The sequence below is a fragment of the Marinobacter sp. ES-1 genome (assembly GCF_000475255.1).
In the GTDB taxonomy this organism is placed as follows: domain Bacteria; phylum Pseudomonadota; class Gammaproteobacteria; order Pseudomonadales; family Oleiphilaceae; genus Marinobacter; species Marinobacter vinifirmus.
Window position 1 is genome coordinate 34708 of sequence record NZ_AXBV01000064.1, and the last position, 18165, is coordinate 52872.

General features: G+C 53.4%; 14 protein-coding genes. 5 read left to right on the forward strand and 9 right to left on the reverse strand.

The window, feature by feature from the left end; translation table 11 throughout:
* The first annotated feature begins 2 nt into the window (after window positions 1–2).
* Genes Q668_RS12340 through Q668_RS12355 form a run of 4 tightly spaced genes read left to right on the forward strand, consistent with a single transcriptional unit; the run spans window position 3 to window position 4474 of the window.
* Window positions 3–1598: a hypothetical protein gene (locus Q668_RS12340; RefSeq protein WP_227498355.1), complete on the forward strand. Its 1596-nt coding sequence runs from the start codon at window positions 3–5 to the stop codon at window positions 1596–1598.
* Complete coding sequence (locus tag Q668_RS12345) at window positions 1595–2329, forward strand: glycosyltransferase family 2 protein (RefSeq protein ID WP_022989921.1); 735 nt, start codon at window positions 1595–1597, stop codon at window positions 2327–2329. Before Q668_RS12340 ends, Q668_RS12345 begins: the two co-directional genes overlap by 4 nt.
* A 2-nt stretch (window positions 2330–2331) precedes the next feature.
* Window positions 2332–3465 (forward strand): glycosyltransferase, encoded by a 1134-nt coding sequence (locus Q668_RS12350; RefSeq protein WP_022989922.1) that lies wholly within the window; start codon window positions 2332–2334, stop codon window positions 3463–3465.
* Window positions 3458–4474, forward strand: a complete 1017-nt coding sequence (locus Q668_RS12355; protein WP_022989923.1) for a WavE lipopolysaccharide synthesis family protein — start codon at window positions 3458–3460, stop codon at window positions 4472–4474. Before Q668_RS12350 ends, Q668_RS12355 begins: the two co-directional genes overlap by 8 nt.
* Before the next feature lie 52 nt (window positions 4475–4526).
* Here the strand turns inward: Q668_RS12355 and Q668_RS12360 are convergent, their stop codons facing one another.
* The 4 genes from Q668_RS12360 to glnE all read right to left on the reverse strand — a co-directional run bounded on the left by Q668_RS12360 (window position 4527) and on the right by glnE (window position 10439).
* Window positions 4527–5753, reverse strand: a complete 1227-nt coding sequence (locus Q668_RS12360; RefSeq protein ID WP_022989924.1) for an O-antigen ligase family protein — start codon at window positions 5751–5753, stop codon at window positions 4527–4529.
* Between the two features lie 26 nt (window positions 5754–5779).
* Entirely contained in the window at window positions 5780–6505 is a 726-nt protein-coding gene (locus tag Q668_RS16915) for a 3-deoxy-D-manno-octulosonic acid kinase (RefSeq protein ID WP_161628530.1), read from the reverse strand.
* Between the two features lie 104 nt (window positions 6506–6609).
* Window positions 6610–7533: a branched-chain amino acid transaminase gene (locus Q668_RS12365; protein WP_022989925.1), complete on the reverse strand. Its 924-nt coding sequence runs from the start codon at window positions 7531–7533 to the stop codon at window positions 6610–6612.
* An 80-nt stretch (window positions 7534–7613) separates the two neighbouring features.
* Window positions 7614–10439, reverse strand: a complete 2826-nt coding sequence (gene glnE, locus Q668_RS12370; RefSeq protein ID WP_022989926.1) for a bifunctional [glutamate--ammonia ligase]-adenylyl-L-tyrosine phosphorylase/[glutamate--ammonia-ligase] adenylyltransferase — start codon at window positions 10437–10439, stop codon at window positions 7614–7616.
* Window positions 10440–10519: 80 nt separating this feature from the next.
* On the opposite strand from glnE, the gene Q668_RS12375 reads away from it, so the two are divergent.
* The gene (locus Q668_RS12375) at window positions 10520–11713 is read left to right on the forward strand and encodes a potassium channel family protein (RefSeq protein WP_036219919.1); all 1194 of its coding nucleotides are present in this window, start codon (window positions 10520–10522) and stop codon (window positions 11711–11713) included.
* Here the strand turns inward: Q668_RS12375 and Q668_RS12380 are convergent.
* The 5 genes from Q668_RS12380 to typA all read right to left on the reverse strand — a co-directional run bounded on the left by Q668_RS12380 (window position 11710) and on the right by typA (window position 17810).
* A complete protein-coding gene (locus tag Q668_RS12380; RefSeq protein ID WP_022989928.1) occupies window positions 11710–12570 on the reverse strand; it encodes a CYTH domain-containing protein in 861 nt (286 codons plus the stop codon). The two genes, Q668_RS12375 and Q668_RS12380, sit on opposite strands and share 4 nt — an antisense overlap.
* A 97-nt stretch (window positions 12571–12667) precedes the next feature.
* Window positions 12668–13726, reverse strand: coding sequence for a porin (locus Q668_RS12385; protein WP_022989929.1), 1059 nt, complete (start codon window positions 13724–13726; stop codon window positions 12668–12670).
* Between the two features lie 487 nt (window positions 13727–14213).
* On the reverse strand, window positions 14214–14669 hold the full coding sequence (dtd, locus tag Q668_RS12390) for a D-aminoacyl-tRNA deacylase (protein WP_022989930.1): 456 nt from the start codon (window positions 14667–14669) through the stop codon (window positions 14214–14216).
* A 109-nt stretch (window positions 14670–14778) separates the two neighbouring features.
* Window positions 14779–15741 (reverse strand): prolyl aminopeptidase, encoded by a 963-nt coding sequence (pip, locus tag Q668_RS12395; RefSeq protein ID WP_022989931.1) that lies wholly within the window; start codon window positions 15739–15741, stop codon window positions 14779–14781.
* A 257-nt stretch (window positions 15742–15998) separates the two neighbouring features.
* Window positions 15999–17810: a translational GTPase TypA gene (typA, locus tag Q668_RS12400; RefSeq protein ID WP_022989932.1), complete on the reverse strand. Its 1812-nt coding sequence runs from the start codon at window positions 17808–17810 to the stop codon at window positions 15999–16001.
* Window positions 17811–18165: the final 355 nt, after the last annotated feature.

Here is an 18165-nt window from a genome sequence, read left to right on the forward strand (position 1 = left end):
TAATGTCGGCAGCCTATATTACTCAGGAATTGCGGTCGGAGTTTGGCGCCCTCCCTCCCAGCTTTCTACCGCTAGGTAATCGCCGGCTTTTTCAACACCAGGTGCGCCTGGCCCCCAAAAACTCCGACGTCTTTCTGACACTGCCAGAATCCTATGAAGTCTCGGATTTTGACGCCGAGTGGCTCGAAAAACACAACGTCAACATCGTCAAGCTGCCAGACGGCCTTAACTTGGGCGCCTCGCTCGTTACCGCCTTGAATTTGGTTGAACAGGGTCTCGAAACGCCACTGCACGTTCTTTTCGGCGACACACTGATTGAGCCGCTACCGCACGGAGACGATCTGGTTGCCGTCGCCACGGTAGAGGACAATTACGACTGGGCCATCGTCAGCGAAGATGATGATAACTGGCTGGTTAGCAGCCAGGATGCGATGGCCGCAAACGAACATTCAGTGGTAACAGGTTACTTCAAGTTCAGCAGTCCCAGACAACTGATACGTTGTATCACACGGTGCAACTGGCAGTTTCTAGAGGGTTTGGGACAATACAGAAAAGCCATCGGGCTCAGCACAGTCAAAGTCTCCAGCTGGCTGGATTTTGGGCATGCAAATACCTACTTTAGATCTAAGTCGGCGCATACGACCCAACGAGTCTTCAATGACCTGAAAATCACACCCAGCTGGATTGAAAAATCAGGAACACACGACGCAAAAATCGCAGCAGAAGCAAACTGGTTTGAAAGCCTGCCACCAATGTTACGGCGTTTCACACCACAATATCTGGGGCGTACCAAAGGACTGAATGAAAGCTCATACAGACTAGAGTATCTGCATCACACTCCACTGAACGAGTTATATGTTTTTGCAGATATTCCACCGTTGTTGTGGAAGAAGATCTTCAAGGAGTGCCTTTCGTTTCTCGGCGAATGCAAGGCTCACAGCAGCCAGGGAGATAAGCAACCTGCCGCAGAACTAAGCGCACTTTTCACAGAAAAGACCACTTCCAGACTTGAAAGCTTTTCTCTGGAAAGCGGCATACCTCTTGACATGGCCTTTCAGTTTCGCTCAAAAGGAACGCAAAGTCGGACATTTGAGCTGTCACTACAGGATCTCGTGAAAGGCAGCGAAAGTCGGCTTCCACTAATCGAGTCAGCAAGCACTCTTGTCCACGGTGATTTCTGCTTCAGCAACGTCCTGTACGAATTCCGCACCAATCGAATCAAGGTTATCGACCCGCGCGGGCTGACTCCAAACGGGGACCAGAGTATTTTTGGTGATATCCGATACGACCTGGCGAAGCTAAGCCACTCGGTTTTGGGCATGTACGACTGGATCATTGCTGGCTACCACAATACTGTTTTCAACGGCCGAGAAGTTTCTATCGCACTTCCCGAGACGCCGAAGCTCCATGATGTACAGCAGCTTTTTCTGGAAATGGTGGACTCACATTTTTCCGTGACTCCAACTGAACTCTATGCCATGCAGATCCAACTATTCCTCTCTATGCTACCGCTACACAATGACGACAAACATCGACAAAAAGCCCTGTTAGCGAACGCTTTTCGCCTATACGACATAATGGAGAGACACCAGCAATGATTGTTATCCCAATGGCCGGGCTCAGCTCCCGTTTTTTCAAAGCTGGGTACGATAAGCCAAAGTATATGCTGGAGGCCCATGGACGGACGCTTTTCGAACACTCCGTTTTGAGTTTCGAGAAATACTTTAGCAACGAGCATTTCATCTTCGTTGTGCGAAACGTATTCGACACCCCAAGCTTTGTAACCAAAGGTGCCAAAGCATTGGGCATTAAGAGCTACGATGTTATCGTTCTTGACGAAGAAACCCGCGGCCAAGCTGAAACAGTGTATCTCGCCCTGAAGCAGGTCAAAGCAGATGAGCAAGCGCTGACTATTTTCAATATTGACACCTTCCGGCCTGGCTTTCTCTTCCCGCCCGTCAGTCGTATCGGTAGCGGCTATCTTGAAGTCTTCAAAGGACCAGGAGAGCATTGGTCATTTGCAGAGCCTATCGCAACAAATTCAACACTCGTCAAAAGAACCGCTGAGAAAAACCGCATATCGGAACTGTGTAGCACCGGCTTGTACTACTTCCGTAATGCGAAATATTTCACTGATGCCTTTGAGCAATACCGTCTGACGCCGGAGTCTGAGTGGCCTAAAGGCGAACTTTACATAGCACCACTATATAACCTGCTGATAGAGCGCGGTGACTCTGTTCACTACCACTTGATACACCACAATGAGGTGATTTTCTGCGGAACTCCAGAAGAATACACCGAGTTTCTAACGCAAAAACATAAGGTTTAACGATGAAGGTTGCATTCGTTCTCGGCGCCTCGAACTACCGACTCGCACTTTATCGAGCAACAATCGACACGGCTTCGGAATTACGAAACAGTGGCATCGAGGTAGACTATATTTTCTGGGAGTACCCCGGGGATTTGCAAGGAAATGATCAGTATATTCCAATCTTCGGTTTATCTAAGGAAAAAAAGGCAAGCAAATGGTTCCTAAAGTTTTTTTCATCAATTCTGGGCCGCCATTTTTACTATTTTCTATTTAGCCGTTTTTTTTCAGCTCAACTGTATAACCGACTGAACGCAAAAGATTATTCCGCCATTTTCTTTCATGGCATGAGCTGCATCCCAATGCACAAAGGAGTAGGTGACGAATATATCATTGTTCATAGCTGCAAGGCTGAAAACCTACTTGGCAAACTATCCGGAATTAAACGCATTTTCTATCGAAAAATATACCAACGAATTTACTCGGATAAAAATTTACTTTCAGTATCAAAAGATGTCTCAAGAGATATGTTAACCGGCATTGGTGCTTCGCCCAAAACGATTGGAGAAATCTACAACGGTTTCAACTTTGCGCGCCTTAAGTCAGCGATGCAGGCACCCTGCTCAGCGAGGCTCCCGGAAGCCTATATTATGTCTGCTGGAAGACCAGACCGCACTAAGCGCTTCGACCTCTTGATTGATGCGTACTCGAAAACAAAGAAAACCTATCCTTTGGTGATATTCGGTGATGGCAGAAAGCTCAGCGCCCTGAAACAACAAGCTGCCGAACTTGGATTGTCTGATAAAGTTATCTTCCCTGGATTCTGTAGTGACTTACTCGGAGCCTATCGAAACGCCGTGTTATACGTCTCAAGCTCCGATGTTGAAGGCTTGCCCACAGTGGTCGTTGAGAGCTTGGTATCAGGAACACCGGTTGTCGCAACTGATGCGGGAGGGAGCAACGAACTGCTTGCTGGCAGACTTAGCAAGTGGATTGTCCGCCGTGGTGACGTTGACGGCTTAGCAAAGGCGATTGACGAAATCCTATTAGAGCCTCCTGAGGTAAGCGAGAACGATATTTCCTTCCTTGATTACCGGGCTGTAGCTGGAACGTATGCCGACTGTGTGTATAGGAAAATGGAGCGCTCAAGTGGTTAGTAACACGGACATAACAGTCGTAGTTCAGGGACCTGTCCAGACATTTCGGGACAGGGAGCAGGAAGAAGGCATTACCAAAAAGTGCCTGAAATCTGTACGCCAGCATCTTCCCGGCGCTCACATTATTCTTTCAACCTGGCCTGATCAGGATCTGGCAGGCCTTGACTACGACGAACTCGTGATAAGCCCCGACCCCGGACCCAACATCCGCTACTTCAAAGCTAACGGGGAGCCCCAGCAATTCAACAACAACCGGCAAATTGTTTCTACCAAAGCCGGACTTAATCGCGTCAAAACTCCATATGCTGTCAAACTCCGTAGTGATAACTTTCTAACCGGCTCTATGTTTGTTGAGATTCAGGGCAGATACCCTGCACGTAGCGAAAAATTCCGTTTTCTGCAGGAGCGAGTGGTTGTCAGCAACGTTTTCACAAGAAAGTATGCTAAAGGCTTTCCGGTGGCATATCATCTAAGTGATTTCTTCTACTTCGGACGCACAGAGGATCTCATGTCTTTGTGGGATCTGGACTTGCTCCATAATGCGACAGATCCTATCAAAGAGAATGAAGTATCCTACTACTCAACTTTCCCAATTGATTGCACTCAGATGTTTTGGCTACGCGCTTTGTCAAAGTTCGATCCAGATATTTCGCTGAGAGGCCTACTGGACAATTCACACGGGAACATTGAAAAGTCAAACCACATCTACGCCAACAATCTTGTAATTGCTTCGCCCGAGGAGCTCGGACTTGGCCTCTGTCAGAAATTTCTCGGCACCGCAAGAATATCCCGACCTCGTGGGCAATGCGCCCAATGGCACCATTTCGAGTGGCAAAATCAGTACAACCGATTTTGCAATCTATCGTCCCCGATAGGTGAAGGAAGTAAGCTCACGGCACTAAAACTTGCCTTTCAGCGACTTATTTATGTCCACCCAACTAAAATTGAAACAATGTTCAAAATACTTAAACGAAAGAAGATCCGGGACAACCTCAGAGAGTCAGGGTGATGCCAGCAACCAATTCTACCTTTGGATGAGCTACATAGGCGCTTTGGGTCCGTTAATTGAACTCAAAGCGTCTCGGCCTCTCTGCCGCCAGTATCAAAATCAAGAAACCAACATAGAAAATAACTGGAACATGCAACAAGGGGACATCCGTCAGCGCTGATACACTCAACAAGAGCACAATCGCCGCTCCCCCCTTGCTTCGCCAGAGTGGCATTCCCGAAGACCAGAAAATCTTGATTGCCACAGCCAAGGTCAATACGAAAATACAGAGACCCAAAACACCTTTCTTTACCCAGAGATCTAAGAACTGATTGTGAAAGTGAGCCGCATTGAAACGATTAAGCTGCCCACTCAGCTTACCGTCTTCGTACAATCGCTGTAACGCATCTCGATAACCGTCTCCGTGTCCCACTAAAGGAGAATCAGCAATTAAAGGAATCGCTGAACGCCAAAGTTGCAACCGAATACCAATCGAAGTAGATAGATCCCCACTACTCACGGCTTCGACCTCATCGATGGTCCGCGCGATTCGATCCGAATTTATAATTGCTAAACCCGTAGAGGCGGCAACCAGCACCACTAACAGAGCCATAACAGTTTTGCGAGCCCTTACTCCCTGCTGCTTTAATGCTGATAGCAAAGGCAAAGCTATAACCACCACCAGGACCGGTATAAGAACTCCTCGCGTCTGGGTCATCATCAGCGAAACTAACAGCGCGAGAATAGACAACGATGCTATCGCTTTTGGCTTGGAGTTCGTACCCGAGAACAAAGCCCACGCATACAACGCAATCAATAGCGTGCCAATTACTGTAGCAAACGGTATAGGATTTATAGTCCCTCCAACACGCCCACCATGGTCAAGATACTCGCTGAAAGCTACAATAGACAGGGATAGTGAGGACAGGAACAATAGGCCAATGCGCCATGAGTCCGGCAGCGTTAGTCGTTTCGCAAACTGTCCGTATAGCGCAAAGCACAGTAGCGCTCTTAACTCGCTCCAGCTCCCACCGTGATAAAAATAAACAAAAGCACTGTAAAACACATAAAGCCAGAACACCTTTAAGAATGGATCTAGCGGCGAACTATCATTAACTGCTGAACACCGAAGAGCAGGCCACGTAGCGGCCATGAGCAGCAGGGAAACAATCACAAGACCAGGAACATACTTAGCACCTTCTGAAACCCACCACATGATGGTGAAAACGTAAACGACAGGCGCCAACACTAACCATTTGGCTACTACTGGCGCGTAACGAGAACTAAGTAGGTTTAACATTAAGGTTCCGGGACTATAGTAGGTGATCAGAAGAGGTTATAGGCATCAAGCAACGCAGCCCAACCATGTTCAACATTAAGGTTCGTATCGCTCACTGAAACCTTATAAATAGAACGCTTTAACCTTTCCAAATTTCTAATCTTCCACTTCGCAGCGGAACTGTTCCGTGCACCAGAGAAGATGCGTGCTTTGTCGAAGTCAATTAGAAAAACCTCCGACCCTCTAAGCAGAACATTGAAACAATTAAGGTCAGCATGATAAACCCCCGCATCATGAAAACTGCGAACCGATCTGCCGATTTCTCGCCAAACTTGTGAGTCTAAACTATCCAAACAATCACCTAGTGGTCGAGCATTGATAAACCGTTCTATGATGATTGCCCCTGTGTATGACAAACCGGCACGGTTAACTATCGCCCCAATCGGCTTGGGGACAGGAAAACCGGACGATGAAAGCTTGCTTAAAACACGGAACTCACGGAAAGGTCGACTCCTACTGGCACCAAAATAAAGGTAGTTTGATGACACAATGCGAGCAACAAGTCCGCCTCTTCTATAGTGTCGAAGGACCCAAGCATTCTGACCGTGCTCTACAAACCACGCACTACCCCGCCCTCCCACTGAAACAGGCGTTGCCTTGTCCTGCCAGAACTCCGGATCAAACCAACCAGGATCAAAGACATCAGCATACTCAGGCGCAACCAGAGCAGTAACGTCGCCAGATTGTATACTCACTTCGCCACCAGAGCTCACAGAGTCCACCTTCTAAGACATCGTTTATATTACGCTAATAAAAAAAGCCGCCCTTCTGAAAACAAAAGAGCGGCTTATCGACCTGTCAGGCCGGATACATCAATTTACTTAACCGACGTCAACCACTCGGAATGCTGAGCCAGCTTACCCTTCACCGCATCAAAATACATACTCTGCAGCTTCTCGGTAATCGGGCCACGCTTGCCTTCGCCAATCTGACGTCCGTCCAGTTCACGGATTGGCAGCACTTCAGCGGCGGTGCCGGTGAAGAAGGCTTCTTCAGCAATGTACACTTCGTCGCGAGTGATGCGGCGTTCTTTCACCACCAGGCCAAGGTCTTTGGCGAAGTCGATGATGGTGGCGCGGGTGATGCCGGCCAGGCAGGAGGTCAGTTCCGGGGTGTGCAGCTCACCGTTGCGAACGATGAAGATGTTCTCGCCGGAGCCTTCCGCCACGTAGCCTTCGTTGTCCAGCAACAGGGCTTCTTCAGCGCCGCCGGAAATGGCTTCGTTCAGGGCCAGCATGGAGTTGATGTAGTTGCCGTTGGCCTTCGCCTTACACATGGTGATGTTCACGTGGTGGCGAGTGTAAGAAGAAGTGCGCACCTTGATGCCCAGCTCCTTGGCTTCTGGCGACATGTAAGACGGCCAGCTCCAGGCCGCAACCATTACGTGCACCTGCAGGTTGTCGGCGCGCAGGCCCATGCCTTCGGAACCCAGAAATACCATGGGGCGCAGGTAGGCTTCGTCCAGGTTGTTCTCACGAACCGCAGCGCGCTGGGCTTCGTTGATCACGTCTTTGCTGAACGGCATTTTCATGTTCAGGATGTGGGCGGAGTTGAACAACCGGTCGGTGTGTTCTTTCAGCCGGAAAATTGCCGGGCCGTTCGCGGTGTTGTACGCACGCACGCCTTCAAAGCAGCCGAGGCCGTAATGCAGGGTGTGAGTGAGTACGTGGGTTTTGGCTTCCCGCCAGGGAACCATTTCACCATCCAGCCAGATAAGGCCATCGCGATCAGCCATCGACATTTCTACAGTGCTCCTGAATAAGCAGTTTTCGGGGATCCAGCATTCTAGCAGGAAAGCCGGACAGAAATAAATTTAGCTTGCTACTCAAGCATGACTTTTTTCCACATACTTTGGATGTAGTCACGCTCTTCCTGAAATGCACTGCCCTCCACCTGGCTATTCAGGTTTTGCAGCGCCCGGCGGTGAATGGTCGAACGCAAGGTAATGTATACCTCCCGCAACTTCTCTGTGTCCTCCACCGGCAATACACCGGCACGGCCCAGCTCTTCCATCTGGCGAATATTGTCGCTCCACTGGGTCAGCTCCGGGTGCTCGGCACTCCAGGCCAACATCAGGTACTGCATCATGAATTCGATATCCACAATACCGCCGGCATCGTGTTTGATGTGAAACACTTCGTCCCGCCGGATTTCCGGCGTGCCGAGGCTACTGCGCATTTTCTCCCGCATCTCCACCACCTGCTGGCGCAGGGCAGCTTTATCCCTTGACGTGCACAGAATCTGGTGACGGATACCCTCGAAGGCTTGAAGGGTATCCGGGCAGCCGGCAACGCCACGGGCCCGGGCCAGGGCCTGATGCTCCCAGGTCCAGGCATCGTTCTGCTGATATTTCTCAAACGCCTGCAAGGTGCTGACCAGCAGGCCGGAGTTACCGGACGGCCGCAGGCGCATATCCACTTCATAAAGCTGGCCGGAGGGCGTCTGAGTGCTGAGAATGTGCACAATGCGCTGGCCCAGGCGGGTGTAGAACACCGCGTTGTCGATGGGCTTGTCACCATCGGTGGCCAGTTGCGGATCGGCCTGGTGTACAAACACCAGGTCCAGGTCCGAGGTGTAACCGAGTTCGATACCGCCGAGCTTGCCGTAGCCGATGATGGCGAAGTCTGTGTCACACGCCGAACCATCTGCCCGCCGCGGATAACCATGGCGGCTGACCAGGTTGGAGAAGGCCACATCCACCACATGGTCCAGCACCACTTCGGCAATCCAGGTCAGGTAATCACTCACCTTCATCAGGGGCAAGGTGCCCTTGAGCTCAGACGCGGCTACTCGCAGCACATGGGCCTTCTTGAAGTAACGCAACGCCTCCATCTGTTCTTCCAGGTCTTCGTAGGGAATGCGTAGCATCTGCTGGCGCAGGTCATCCTGCAGTTCTTCCTTGGCAGGCGGGCTGTACAGGCTCTCGGCATTCAGCAGTTCGTCCAGCAGCAGCGGCGTTTCAGCCAGCAGGCGGGCAATCCAGGGGCTGTCGCTACACAGGCGCACCAGCTGGGTGAGTGCGCCGGGGTTTTCCACCAGCAGCACCATGTAGGCGGTGCGGCGCAAAATGGCCTCTACCAGCTGCAATACCCGGTCGAGGGTTTCCGACGCATTCTCAACATCCATCAACGCGTTCAGCAATAACGGCATGAACTGGTTCAGCCGTTTGCGGCCTTGGGTTTGCAGGGTCTGCACGGTTCGGCTGTCCCGCAGGCTCACCAGGCGCTTGTAACTATCTTCCGGATTTTCGAAACCTTTCTCCGCCAGCCATTCCACCGCAGCGGGCTCTTCCATTTCCGCCAGCCAGAGTTCGTAACAGCCGTCATCCATGCCGTTTTCGGAATCGCCTTCCTCTTCCTCGGTCGCGATGATGTTGGCGAAGTGCCGGGCAACGCGGTTGCGGTGCTCATCCAGCGCCTGCTGGAAGGCGGCCCAGTCATCAAACTCCATAATGCGGGCAACCCGGGCCTGGGAAAGTTCGTCGTCCGGTAAGACCTGGGTCTGCTTGTCTTCCATGCCCTGCAGTGCATGCTCCAGGTTGCGCAGGAACACATAGGCCTCTCGCAGCTCCTTCACAACGGAGGATGGCAGCAGCTCCAGCTCTTCCAGCTCTTTCAGGATATTCAGCAGTTCCCGCTGTTGCAGCTCCCGGTCCCGGCCGCCACGGATCAGCTGGAAAGCCTGCACCACAAACTCGATCTCGCGGATACCTCCACTGCCCAGCTTGATGTTGTTCTCCAGTCCCTTGCGGCGCACTTCCCGGCTGATCATGTCTTTCATGGTGCGCAGCGATTCGAAGGCACTGAAATCAATGTATTTTCGATAAACAAACGGCCGCAGGCTTTCCATCAAAACCTGCCCCGCCCGCTGGTCGCCGGCCACCACCCGGGCCTTGACCATGGCATAGCGCTCCCAGTCCCGGCCCTGATCCTGGTAGTAGGTTTCCAGTGCCGCAAAACTGAGCGCCAGGGCACCACTCTGGCCATAGGGGCGCAAGCGCATATCCACCCGGAACACAAAGCCGTCGGCCGTAATCTGATCCAGGGCCTGAATCAGCCGCTGGCCAAGACGGATAAAGAATTGCTGGTTGTCCAGGGCCCGCCGGCCACCCTCGGTTTCGCCCTTGGACGGAAAGGCAAAAATCAGGTCGATGTCCGAGGATACATTCAGTTCCCGCCCGCCGAGCTTGCCCATGCCCAGCACCACCATTTTCTGGGGCACGTGTTCACGGGTAATGGGGTCGGGGCCCATGGGTGTACCGAATTCCTCACAGACCTTGTCATAAAGCCAGCTGAGAGCGCCATCAATGGCCACGTCGGCAAAGGCACTGGTGGCAGCCATGGTTTCATGCAGATCGGCCCACTTCATCAGATCCCGCCAGATAATCCGGAACTGCACTTCCCGCCGGTACTGGCGAAGGGCTACGTGCAGCGACGGCTCGGAATCAACGGTTGCCAGGAAATCGCCCCAGCGCTGTTTCAGCCACGCTTCTGTGGTGGGCTCGGACAGTGCGCGGGCCTTAACCGCGGCCTGAACCTGCTCCGGATAGCGTTCCAGCGTCTGGGCCAGAAACACACTGCGGGCGCAGGCCTCGGCAACATCCGCCTGTGACAGCTCCGCTGGTAACGAACCCATAGGCTCAGACATAACGCAAACCCCTGTCTCTCTGATATATTTCCGGTACTGTATAACGAACTTGCCACGGACTGAACAGGCAGCCCCACTCCATGATGCGCAATCGTCGCCCGCTGAACCCGGAACACTCGCAGCCACACCTACCCATGGGAGGGCTGATCCGCCAGCGCATTAGCCGCTTGTTCTTCACACTGGGAGCCCTTGTTACCGCACAGGTCCTCATTCTCTGGGCGGTAGAACCGCTGAGCTTTTTCGAAGCCATGTGGCTGACCATGACCACACTGGTCACCGTAGGCTATGGCGACTACGCCCCGGTAACCGCTATCGGGCGCATCAGTACCGTGGTGCTGATGTTTGTAACCGCCATTACCCTGCTTACGCTGATTGTCAGCGACTATATTGAATACCGGTTCTACCGCCGTGAACGAATCCTCTCCGGACGCTGGATCTACAACATGAAAGACCACATCGTAATCATCAACACCCCGCGCACCGGTGGCGAGCAATACTTCATGCGCTTCGCCACCCAGATCCGGTCGATACCGGAGTACCACACAGTGCCAATCATGCTGCTGACCCGGCAGTTTCCCGGCGGCCTGCCGGCCGAGCTGCGGGATTGCGGGATGGTGCACTTTCACGGTGCCGGAAACGACCCGGAAGGCCTGAAAGCGGTACATGCCGGCAGTGCAAGGCATGTTATAGTACTCGCGGCCGACGAGTCTGACCCGTTCTCAGACAGCCTGACCTTCGACATCGCCCACCGGCTAACCGAATCCAACCTGGGCGGCAAAACCACCGTGGAATGCGTAACAGACGCCAACCGAGACCGCTTCAAGGCGTTGGGGGTGCGCACCATCATTCGGCCGGTTCGAACCTATCCGGAAATCATGGTGCGCGCCGTGGTGGCGCCAGGTTCAGAGAAAGTGCTGGAAGACATGTTCAACTACGAGCGTGACCACCCCCACCGCTACGACCTGGAGCTGGACGACCTGACCTGGGCAGACATCGTCAGCGCCCTGGTACGGCATGGCATCGGCACAGCGCTGGCCTATATCGACCACGACAACGAAGTGATCTGCCATCCGGACACCAACAAGGAAGTGGAAGGCAAGGGGCTGATCGTATTGGTGCGCTCAACGGACACACCGGAGGTTTCCGTGGTGGAGGAGGCACTGGACCGCTACCGGGATTTTCTGGCGCAGTGGCGATCCATGCATGAGCAGAACGAGCAAAAGGCAGCTAACGAAGCCGTCCCGGAAAAAGAAAGCAACGCCGGAACCAATTAACGACCAAGAGCCAGGGCTAACTGCAACTGGCCCAAGTGCGGGAATTGGCGGATAAGCTCTGAGGCGGTGGTGCCGGCCTGAAGCTGCTCACTGAGCGGTTGCCACTGACTAGCAGAACCCGACGCCTCGACAACCCCGGCAATAGCGCTCAGAGCGGATTCCGGCAGCTTTACCGGCTCACCGGTCAGCCAGCTTACGCTCAAGGTATGCAGCAGGTCCGTTACCGATAAGGGCTCATCGCAAGCCGTAATATCCGGATGATAGATTCCGGCAAGGAAGTAACCCTGCTCAGCCTTGCTGACCAGGTTCAGGAACACCGGCACCTCACTGGCCAGCGCCTGCGCCCAGTACATCAATTCCCCAGGTTCGCCGGCCTTCAGCTCGAACTCCACCTCGTGCAGCGGCAGCGAACGGCCACCACCGAGAATTTCTCCCGAATCCACCGCCACTTCGATCACGCTGGCGCCGGATTCCAGCATGACTACCTGCCGCTGGAAGTTGGTTTCGAACGCCAGTTCCAGCGCTTGCAGATCAACCTGTCCATGCAGAGGCGTTTGCTCCAGCAGCGATAAATCCAGCTCCGGGTCAGACAGCTCCCATTCCCACTCCTCGCGGCGATGGGCGCCCTCCACAAACTCGCCCCGGGTTTTCAGGGTCTGGATAAACCGGTCACCCGCCTGGCGTACCCGCAAGGCGGCCTGGGCGCCGTTAAGGGCTGCGTTCGGGGTGTCGTAGTAGCGGTTGATCAGGGCCTTACACGGCCCTTTCGAAGCTTCCGGCCGGGCCAGCAGCCATTCAAGGGCCTTGGCTTGTGCAGGCTCAGACAAAGTAAGTTTGATTTCGAGTTCTGTGGCCATGGAAGCTCCGCGGAAAATTGTGCGATTTATTAAAACAGAAAAGCCGGTGACCTGAGTCACCGGCTTTTTGATACTACTTGATTAGCTGGTTAGCTCATCAGAAGTAGTAAACGGCGCCAACGGCTGCGAGGGTTTTCTCGTCAGTGGCGAAATCAGCATCAGTGATCTTGTCATCCCCGTTGGAATCCCACTGGTGCACCTGGTCTCCGCCTGCGAAGTAACCTTCAACATACACATACATGTTGTCAGACAGGTTATGCAGCGCCTGAATGGTCACAATGTCTTTTACATCTTGGTCGCCCGCTTTCAGGGCATTCAGATCGCCGTCCGCTTCAGAACGCTCATAAGAAAGAGCAAACTGGTTCTTGCCTAAAGTGTAAACACCCATCAAACCAAATTTGTCTTCAACGTCCTTGCGGGTCTGGAACTGAGCGGTCAGGCTCAGGTTATCCAGGTTGTATGTAGCGCGCAGGCCGTAGGTGTTCTCGTTGTTACCACTCAGGTCTTGGGCGCCGCTGTCATCAAGACCATTGCTGGAGTATTTGAGTTTACCGTCGTTTGAATCCATAGCAAACGCCAGTTCCAGCGCGTCTACACTGTAGATGGCGGCCAACTGATACGGATAAGACTTACCACCTTCCTTTGAGTCGCCGTTAACCTGAACAGCAGCCGCCAGCTTCAGGCCACCGAAAGACGGAGACATATACTGAATCAGGTCGCCTTCACCTGTGTCATAACCGCCGGCCAGATTGTATCCTCCTACTTCGTAGAAGTTACCAATCACCTCAATCGCAGATTCGTAGGTAGAGTCGTCAGAACCCACCCACACCTGACCAAAGCTGTCACCTTTCACACCAATGTAGGCTTCGTCCAGCTTATCGATACCGCTGCTCTTCGCTTTGTCGTCAGCGTTAATGCCTTCCAGCTCCATTTTGAAGAAGCCGGTGATACCTGGTGCAATTTCGTGGCTATGGGCAACACCCAGAGTTGAGCCGTTGTCAAAGTGATCAACTTCGCTAGGGCCTTCGTCAAAGTTCTCATAAGACAGTGCGTACTGAATATTACCGTAAACGGTCGGCAGGTTGCTTTCCTGGGCCAGAGCAGCGCCAGAGAAGGTTGCGGCTGCAATAGCAGAAGCAAGAATAGTTTTTTTCATGTTGCGTCTTCCTTTTTGAGTTAACTCAGGTTTTCGACGGGTATAAGCCCCGATTTTTACTGGTAAATCCAGCAAATGCCGGTTTTACCTGAACCCCGATCAACCCCCATTTATTTCCAACAGGGGGCCGACATTTCTTCTTTTTATCTGGCCGGGAAAGCCCCGAACCTTAGTTCTCAACCACTTACAGAACTTTGTTAAAGTTCCGCGTGATAAATCTGTTTTAATACAATGCTTGCATTTTTGCAAATTTTCACGGGCTAATTTTTAGCCTTTTTTGGTCAGGAAGCAAAGTTCTTTATTCCTCAATTGCCTGACCACTCATTCCTGACTTATTAACCAAAATCAGGGCCAGAACCCAAAAACCGCTTCCAGAACAATCAACTAAGGCGACCCGAGCCAGCAAAACCACCAACCGGCTCAAACATTACCTTATCTGCCGCCCTTTTGTGAGGCACCAGATACAACTCTGTCACATTTCTGTGCACTAACCCTTTTTGCCGGTTTCCAGCATGAACGTGACAGGGCCGTCATTTACCAGGGCCACTTTCATGTCTGCACCGAACTGCCCTTCCCCCACACGACTCTCCCCAAGCTCACCACGGGCCTGGGCAACAAAGTACTGATACATGGAATTGGCCACCTCCGGCTCAGCCGCCAGCGAGAACCCCGGGCGGGTGCCGGAGCCGGTATCGGCGGCAAGTGTGAACTGGGGAACAATCAGCAGGGAACCGCCGGAGTCCTGAACGTTAACGTTCATCCGGCCCTGCTCGTCGGGGAATACCCGGTAAGAGAGGATTTTTCGGCACAAGTCCCTGGCCTCATTCTGTGTGTCGTCCCTTTCCACACCCAGCAATAACAAAAGCCCCGGCCCGATGGCAGAAATCTTTTCGCCATCCACCGTAACACTGGCTTCGGAAACGCGCTGGATCAGTCCTTTCATTCCATCCCTTGGCAAAGATGAGCACAGGGTTAAAAATCAGCAACCCGAAAGAGTGTATAGGTCCCTCAGCGGGGCCGCAAGCCCTTGAAGGCCAATAATAAGTCTATGCTCAACCGGCGCTGGGCAGGCTTTTCGCCACCACTTCGTCGACGCCCCGCAACAGCGCATCCACAATGGCCGGCTCGGAGGCCGAGTGGCCGGCATCCCGGATAATATGCAGCTCGGCTTCTGGCCAGGCCCGGTGCAAGGCGAGGGCATTATCCAGCGGGCACACCATGTCGTAACGGCCATGCACGATTACCCCGGGAATACCCGCCAACCGGCCCGCGTCCCGCACAATCTGATCCGGTTCCAGAAAGGCGTTGTTCATGAAGTAATGGCACTCAATACGTGCCAGGGCGATGGCCACATGGGGATGACCGAAATGCTCCACCACCTTGGGGTTCGGATGCAGGGTGGCGCAACGGCCTTCCCAGATCGACCAGGCCTTGGCCGCCTGAATCTGCTCCAGTTCATTGGCGCTGGTGAGCCGGCGATAGTAGGCCGTCACCATATCACCGCGCTCAGCTTCGGGAATCGGGGCCAGGAAATCCTGCCAGTAATCCGGAAACACCCGGCTCGCGCCTTCCTGATAAAACCACTGAATATCTCGCGGCCGGCACAGGAAAATGCCCCGCAACACCAGCCCGAGAACCCGCTCCGGATAGGTTTCGGCATACACCAGGCTGAGCGTGGAGCCCCAGCTGCCACCAAACAGCAACCAGCGGTCAATACCCAGAAACTGGCGAATGGTTTCCATATCCTTAACCAGCTTGTCGGTGCTGTTGCCTTCCAACTCCGCCAAAGGCGTGGAACGGCCAGCGCCGCGCTGGTCCATCAGGATAATCCGGAAACGCTCGGCATCGAAAAACCGACGATGGTAATCCTCACACCCACCACCCGGGCCACCGTGAACCACAAGCACAGGAATGCCATCCGGATTGCCGGATTCTTCCAGGTACAGCTCATGGGGTTCGTCCACCGCAAGGCGATGACGGGCGTAGGGTTCGATGTCCGGGTAGAGGTTCAGCATGACGAACTCCGTTTCAGGGATAACGGCAGTCTAGCTGAGATATGCAAGGACAATAAAGGAGGGATTGCTTTGCCACGAAATCCACTAAAGAACACGAAAAAACTTAAAAGAAAATGATTATTGTTTTGCCACGGACACTCACGGAATCACACGGACAACTGCCTAAAGCATTTTTGTCCGTGAGGGTCAGTGAGTGTCCGTGGCCAATGAGTTTCTTTCTTTCGTGTCCTTTCGTGGATTTCGTGGCAAAAAGTCTTTTACTTCTTACCCGCGCGCTTGCGCTCGTTCTCGGTCAGAAGCTTCTTGCGCAGACGGATCGACTTGGGCGTTACTTCCACAAGCTCATCGTCGTCGATGAACTCCAGCGCCTGCTCCAGGGTGAACTTGATGGGCGGCACCAGGCCGATCACTTCGTCTTTACCGGAGGCACGCATGTTGTCCAGCTTTTTGCCCTTAGTGGGGTTAACCACCAGGTCGTTGTCGCGGCTGTGGATACCACAAAGCTGGCCTTCGTAGATTTCCTGGCCCGGGTCCAGGAACAGCTTGCCCCGGCTCTGCAGGGTTTCCAGGGAGTAGGTCAGCGCAGTGCCAGTAGCCATGGAAACGATAACACCGTTCTGGCGGCTGGTTACGTCACCCATCTTCACCGGGCCGTAGTGGCTGAAGGTGGAGGTCAGGATGCCGGTACCGGAGGTCATGGTCAGGAAGGTGTTCCGGAAACCGATCAGGCCGCGGGCAGGAATGGTGTATTCCAGGCGGATTCGGCCCTTGCCGTCCGGGATCATGTTGGTCATGTCACCCTTACGCAGACCCATCTGCTCCATGATCGCGCCCTGGTGCTGCTCTTCGATGTCGATGATCACGTTTTCGTACGGCTCTTCCTTCTGGCCGTTTACTTCCTTGACCACCACTTCCGGGCGGCCTACGGCCAGCTCGAAGTTTTCGCGGCGCATGTTCTCGATCAGAACCGAAAGGTGCAGTTCACCACGGCCAGACACCTTGAACTTGTCCGCTGAATCGCCTTCTTCAACACGGAGTGCCACATTGTGCAGCAGCTCTTTTTCCAGGCGCTCTTTGATGTTACGGCTGGTCACGTATTTCCCTTCTTTACCGGCAAACGGCGAATCGTTTACCTGGAAGGTCATGGATACGGTGGGCTCGTCAACGGTCAGCGCCGGCAGGGCTTCTACGTTAGAGGGATCACACAGGGTGTCGGAAATGAACAGCTGGTCCAGGCCACTCACGCACACAATGTCGCCAGCCTGGGCTTCTTCAACCTCTACACGCTGCAGGCCGGAGTGGCCCATGATCTTCAGAATACGGCCGTTACGCTTCTTGCCGTCGGCACCGAGAGCCACCACCGGCGTGTTGGTTTTCACTTTACCGCGCATGATACGGCCGATACCGATTACACCCAGGAAGCTGTTGTAGTCCAGCTGGGAGATCTGCATCTGGAACGGGCCGTCCATGTCAACAGAAGGCGCAGGCACGTGGTCAACAATCGCCTGGAACACGGCGTCCATGTTGTCCTGGAGGTCTTCATGGTCCATACCGGCAATGCCGTTCAGGGCGCTGGCGTAAACAATCGGGAAGTCCAGCTGCTCGTCGGTGGCACCCAGGTTATCGAACAGGTCAAAGACCTGGTCTACAACCCAGTCCGGGCGCGCACCCGGGCGGTCGATCTTGTTCACAACCACAATCGGACGCAGGCCCGCTGCGAAAGCTTTCTGGGTAACAAAGCGGGTTTGCGGCATGGGGCCGTCGATGGAATCCACCACCAGCAGCACACTGTCTACCATGCTCATTACCCGCTCAACTTCGCCACCGAAGTCAGCGTGGCCCGGGGTGTCTACGATGTTGATATCGTAGTCCTTCCATTTCAGCGCGGTGTTTTTTGCCAGAATGGTAATGCCACGCTCTTTTTCCTGGTCGTTGGAGTCCATAACGCGCTCGTTTTCGAGCTCTTTACGGTCCAGGGTGCCAGACTGGCGCAGCAACTGGTCAACCAGGGTGGTTTTACCGTGGTCAACGTGGGCAATGATGGCGACGTTTCTAAGCTTATCAATCACAACGGGTATCCTGCAGAAATTAGCGGCGCGCAGTATATCGAAAAGTCCATGTCGATAATATGAAGAATAGTGCCTAATATGTAACCAACCCTTCCGGCGCACTGATATCAGGCAATCCACCGGTTTTCGCACCAAAGTGGTGCGCTATTCTGGTGCAATTCCAGGCCGGCCACCGTACAGTTTTGCACACACAACGCACCAAAGCCTTGCCACTGCGCTGTTGTGGCGCAGTTACACAAAACTGGCAAGGCACTTGCTTAGTGAGGAGCAGCCGTAATTGAAAGGTAAGGGCCAAAGGCTTCTGGTAAGCTGCCTTCACCTGCAAGAGATCGGGCCTCAGCACACTGAACGATCC

What these genes read in the sequence shown, in the direction of transcription:
- Q668_RS12375 (WP_036219919.1), top strand. Translation starts at nt 10,520, where the DNA reads ATGATGCGCAATCGTCGCCCGCTGAACCCGGAACACTCGCAGCCACAC.
- Q668_RS12385 (WP_022989929.1), bottom strand. Translation starts at nt 13,726, where the DNA reads ATGAAAAAAACTATTCTTGCTTCTGCTATTGCAGCCGCAACCTTCTCT.
- dtd (WP_022989930.1), bottom strand. Translation starts at nt 14,669, where the DNA reads ATGAAAGGACTGATCCAGCGCGTTTCCGAAGCCAGTGTTACGGTGGAT.
- glnE (WP_022989926.1), bottom strand. Translation starts at nt 10,439, where the DNA reads ATGTCTGAGCCTATGGGTTCGTTACCAGCGGAGCTGTCACAGGCGGAT.
- Q668_RS12365 (WP_022989925.1), bottom strand. Translation starts at nt 7,533, where the DNA reads ATGTCGATGGCTGATCGCGATGGCCTTATCTGGCTGGATGGTGAAATG.
- pip (WP_022989931.1), bottom strand. Translation starts at nt 15,741, where the DNA reads ATGCTGAACCTCTACCCGGACATCGAACCCTACGCCCGTCATCGCCTT.
- Q668_RS12340 (WP_227498355.1), top strand. Translation starts at nt 3, where the DNA reads ATGTCGGCAGCCTATATTACTCAGGAATTGCGGTCGGAGTTTGGCGCC.
- Q668_RS12350 (WP_022989922.1), top strand. Translation starts at nt 2,332, where the DNA reads ATGAAGGTTGCATTCGTTCTCGGCGCCTCGAACTACCGACTCGCACTT.
- Q668_RS12380 (WP_022989928.1), bottom strand. Translation starts at nt 12,570, where the DNA reads ATGGCCACAGAACTCGAAATCAAACTTACTTTGTCTGAGCCTGCACAA.
- Q668_RS12345 (WP_022989921.1), top strand. Translation starts at nt 1,595, where the DNA reads ATGATTGTTATCCCAATGGCCGGGCTCAGCTCCCGTTTTTTCAAAGCT.
- Q668_RS12360 (WP_022989924.1), bottom strand. Translation starts at nt 5,753, where the DNA reads ATGTTAAACCTACTTAGTTCTCGTTACGCGCCAGTAGTAGCCAAATGG.